Consider the following 4,068-nt stretch of genomic DNA (forward strand, 5'->3'; position numbering starts at 1 on the left):
TGGTGTCGTGGTGTCCTCCGGTGTGCTCCTCCGACCTGCCCCTCCGAGCCCCGCCCCCCCCCCGGCAGTCGGCCGGCGCCTCCCCCCCGCCCCCCCCCTTCTGCATGTCCGGAGCGCCCGCGAGCGGCCTTCGGTGCCCGCCAGTGCCCGTCAGTGCTTCGAGTGGTCCGTCCCGATCTCCACCGTTCCCCCGAGCCGCTCGCCCAGCTTGTTCACGAGGTCCTCGTGGCCGACGGCGGCCCACTTGCGGCCGACGAGGAAGAAACCGCCCATCATCTTGGACGAGTTGAGCCACTCGCGCTGACCACGGTCGGTGGCGAAGGTGGCGAGGATGTACCTCTCGTCGCCGTCCTCGCAGAGGGCCTGGCGGAGCTCGTCGGCGTCGATCTGCATGTTCGGCTCGCACTTCACCTCGGCGGCGAGCTGTTCGAGGCTGCCGACCGCCGTCTCGGGCGCGGCCTCCTCGTCGCCCCCGCCGGATCCGCACCCCGTCAGCGCCAGGACCGCCGCCGCGCCGGCCAGCGGTAGCTTCGCCCTTGTCAGCCTCATCTGTTCCTCCGGTCCGTTCCGGCGACATGCCGCACGGAGCCCCGGCAAGGGGCCCTCGCCCTCGATACGGCTCCGGCGGGCAAAGTGCTCAAGTAGCGGGTGTCGCCCAGGGACTGTAGCCGGGCAATGAAGCCGGGGAACGAGTCACCCGGGTGGCGGTGACCAACGTAGGATTCGCTCGTTCTGCTGAACGTGCAGTCACAGGATGTCGCTCCGCGCCCCCCAGCAGCCCGCCCCGGACCGGTCGTTGACGTCGAGCAGGCGGAGGCCGCGCTCGTCGAGCACTACCCCCGGCTCGCCCGGCTCGCCTACTTGGTGCTGCCCCCGAGCCTCGGCCGCAACCGGCGGGTGCTCACGGCGCACGCGCTGACACAGCGGGCGCTGCCCCGGAGGCGTACGTCGGCACCCGTGATCCCGGCGCAGTCGACGGGCGGCGGCGGGGGCCGGGACGGCGATCCCGGTTACGCCTTCGTCCGCCTCCATGTCGTGCGTACGGCGCTGGAGGCGGGGCGGCCGCTGACGTTCCGGGCCTGGCCCAAGCGGGCCCAACTGCCGCCGCTGCTCCCCCAGGTGTGGGGCCTGCGCCTCTTCCCCCGCTCGGGCGGCGCCGACGAACTCGCCCTGGACCGGCGGCTGTCGGCGCTCTCGGCCCCGGCCCGGGCGGCGTACGTACTGCGCGGGCTGGAGAAGCTGTCCGAGGCCGACGTGCGGAAGGTGCTGGACGCGGCCGGAGCCGATGACCCGGCCGCCGCGATCGGCGAGGCCGCCGCGGTGCCCGCGCAGGACGGGCCGCTGCGCTCCCCCGAGTTCGATCCCTGCTCGGTGCACGCGCGGCCCACCGACCTGATGCGGCGCAGGCAGCACATGAAGGCCGCGCTGGCCGCCACGGCCGCGGTGGCCGTGTGCGGGGCGCTGCTCGGGCTGCCGGGGGACGGCTGGGGTCGGGACGGGGCGGCGGCACCGCCGTACGCGCGGAATCCGGCGGCCCAGGCTGCCCTGGATCCTGAGAAGTTGACGTCCGCGACGGCGGCGGCGTGGAAGACCTCCGCCCGCACCGACTTCTCTGTCTGGCCCGCCCGCGGCGGCCTCACCGGGGACAGTGCCCTGCTGCGGCGCGCCCTCGCCGTGTGGGCGCGGCCCGGCGAGTCCGTGCAGGTGTCCGCGACCCCCGGCACCCCGGCGGGTGCTCCGCCCGGAGCGCCCCAGCTCCTGTACGCCGGCGAGGTCGACGCCGCCCGGGTCGTGCTGCTGTACGACGGGCTGCGGATCGCGCGCTACGCCGAGCCGGCGGAGGGCACGGGCGGGGCCGCGCTCGACTTCGCCCGGGTCGACGGCGCGACCGGTGCCGAGGCGGGCGCGGTGGTGCTGAACCGGGCCGACGGCAACGTCCGCTATCTGACGGCGCCCTGGGTGACCGGAGCGGCCGTACGGGATCTGATGAAGCCGGACCAAGAGGCGTCGGCGCTGGCGGTGTCGGCGGACGGGGTGACCGATCCGTTCGCGAGCTCCGCCCTGCAGACCGGGGAGTGCCGGGCCTGGAACGTACTGCAGCTGACCGACAACTCCGGTACGCGGCTCCTGACCGACCTCGGCGAACTCACCCCGGCGCACCTCACGGCCGGGCAGCCGGGGGCGCCACGTGAGGCGTCCGGGGAGCTGGAGACGTGGTCGCCGTTCGCGTGCTCGCTGGCCGCCGTGCGGGCGCAGGGCGTGCGGTCGGTGAACGCCTGGCAGTTCGCCCGGCAGCCGCTGCCCGAGGCCGGCGGGGACGGCGACTGGGTGTGCACGCGCGCCGAGACCTGGCGGGGCGACGGGACGCGGGTGCTGGCCCAGTTCCACACGCCGGGCAGCGCCTACGGCTCGGTGGCGGCGAAGGCGGAGGACAGTCCGGCGTGCGGGCCGCGCGACCCGCACGTACTGGCCGGAGTGCTGTGGAAGTCCCGCTCGGGGGCCTGGCACCTGCTGGCCGCCGGGACCAAGGACACCGCCTCGGTCAGCGCGACCGGCGGGGTGCGCGGGTCCGCGCGGGGCAGCCTGCTTTCCGTACGGGCGGAGCAGGGCGCACAGGCCGAGTTGAAGGGAACCCTGGCGGACGGGCGGGAGATCGCCGGGCTGAGGTGACGACCGGGATGAAGGCTGCGATGAAGTGAGGACGCCGGGTGAACACCCTTGACCGGGCTGGTCCATTCGAGGCCGGATTCGATCGGTAAGGTGTTCGCATGACAACCGGGGTTCGCCGCAGGATGGGTGTCGAGGAGCGGCGGCAGCAGTTGATCGGCGTCGCCCTTGAACTGTTCAGCCAGCGCTCGCCCGACGATGTGTCGATCGACGAGATAGCCTCCGCCGCGGGCATCTCGCGGCCGCTCGTCTACCACTACTTTCCCGGCAAACTCAGCCTGTACGAAGCCGCGTTGAAGCGTGCGTCGGACGATCTGGCGGCCCGGTTCGTCGAACCGCGGGAGGGCCCGCTGGGGGCACGGCTGCTGCGCGTGATGCACCGCTTCTTCGACTTCGTCGACGAACACGGCCCCGGTTTCTCGGCGTTGATGCGCGGCGGCCCGGCGGTCGGCTCGTCCAGGACCAACGCCCTCATCGACCACGTACGCCAGGCCGCGTATGTCCAGATCCTTTCGCACCTACGGGTCGACAACCCGCCCGCCCGGCTGGAGCTGGTGATCCGCTCCTGGATCTCCCTCGCCGAGTCCACCGCCCTCATCTGGCTCGAAAACCGCCGCATCCCACGCCGCGAGCTGGAGGCCCAACTCGTCCACGACTTCGCCGCGTTGGCCGCGGTCAGCGCCGCGTACGACGACGAGATGGGCGCCCTGCTGCGCGACATGGTCAAGGACGAGCCGCCGGAGGGCCCTTTCACGGACCTGGTGTCCCGGCTGCTGGCACTGGCGTCACCGACGGCGGAGTAATAAACCCCTCGCAGGGCTACATCATCTCGATCTTCCGGTACGACGGGTCGAGGTCGCGCACCTCGGCGGACAGGTGGATCGTGACCCACCCATCGGGCTCGATGTGCTTGCGCAACAGCTCCAGCACCGCCTCGGTGAGCGCTGCCTTGGTCTCGTCGCTCCGCCCGGCAAGAAGCGCGAGCGTCACATGCACCACGGCATGCCTGTCGAGTTCCTCTTCCGTCCCCACCACTTCGTCCGTGGTCCGCACGACCCGCGTCTTGCACGCCTCGATCCGCGCGCCCGCCTTCTCGACGACCACCGAGTGCAGCGCGAGCACGAACTCGTGCCAGTCGACGTAGTCGAGCGCCGGGGACCGGTCGATGGTGATCTGGGGCATGGACACTCCTGTTCTACGGATATCCCGCTCACCCTAACCGCAGCGCCGACAGCACGATGTCGTCCTCCCACACGCTATGCGCTCGGCTGGAAGCGCGGTGATGAACCTGCGGACCGGTGGGGGCTGGTCGCGCCCACGCGGCGGAGCCGCATATCGATGCGGCCCCGGGGGCCCGGCGGGGGGGGGGGGCGCGGCGGGCGTGGGCCAGGGCCCGGGGCG

General features: G+C 72.9%; 4 protein-coding genes. 2 read left to right on the forward strand and 2 right to left on the reverse strand.

Annotation, left to right across the window (positions count from 1 at the left end):
- Window positions 1–150: 150 nt before the first annotated feature.
- Window positions 151–549: a hypothetical protein gene (locus ACWD3C_RS44315; protein WP_451153757.1), complete on the reverse strand. Its 399-nt coding sequence runs from the start codon at window positions 547–549 to the stop codon at window positions 151–153.
- Window positions 550–741: 192 nt separating this feature from the next.
- Here ACWD3C_RS44315 and ACWD3C_RS44320 point away from each other — a divergent pair, with 192 nt between their 5' ends.
- Window positions 742–2,670 carry a hypothetical protein gene (locus ACWD3C_RS44320; protein ID WP_451153759.1) on the forward strand — a complete coding sequence of 643 codons (1,929 nt, stop codon included), beginning with the start codon at window positions 742–744 and terminating at the stop codon, window positions 2,668–2,670.
- A gap of 98 nt (window positions 2,671–2,768) precedes the next feature.
- Window positions 2,769–3,470, forward strand: a complete 702-nt coding sequence (locus ACWD3C_RS44325) for a TetR/AcrR family transcriptional regulator (RefSeq protein WP_451153761.1) — start codon at window positions 2,769–2,771, stop codon at window positions 3,468–3,470.
- 16 nt (window positions 3,471–3,486) lie between these two features.
- Here ACWD3C_RS44325 and ACWD3C_RS44330 read toward each other — a convergent pair whose 3' ends face one another.
- Entirely contained in the window at window positions 3,487–3,849 is a 363-nt protein-coding gene (locus ACWD3C_RS44330; RefSeq protein WP_451153763.1) for a 5-carboxymethyl-2-hydroxymuconate Delta-isomerase, read from the reverse strand.
- Between the last annotated feature and the right edge of the window lie 219 nt (window positions 3,850–4,068).

This window comes from Streptomyces sp. NPDC002845 (assembly GCF_053591955.1).

Bases quoted from the DNA above. Each gene is read 5' to 3' on its own strand.
- ACWD3C_RS44315 (WP_451153757.1), bottom strand. From the start codon at position 549: ATGAGGCTGACAAGGGCGAAGCTACCGCTGGCCGGCGCGGCGGCGGTC.
- ACWD3C_RS44325 (WP_451153761.1), top strand. From the start codon at position 2,769: ATGACAACCGGGGTTCGCCGCAGGATGGGTGTCGAGGAGCGGCGGCAG.
- ACWD3C_RS44330 (WP_451153763.1), bottom strand. From the start codon at position 3,849: ATGCCCCAGATCACCATCGACCGGTCCCCGGCGCTCGACTACGTCGAC.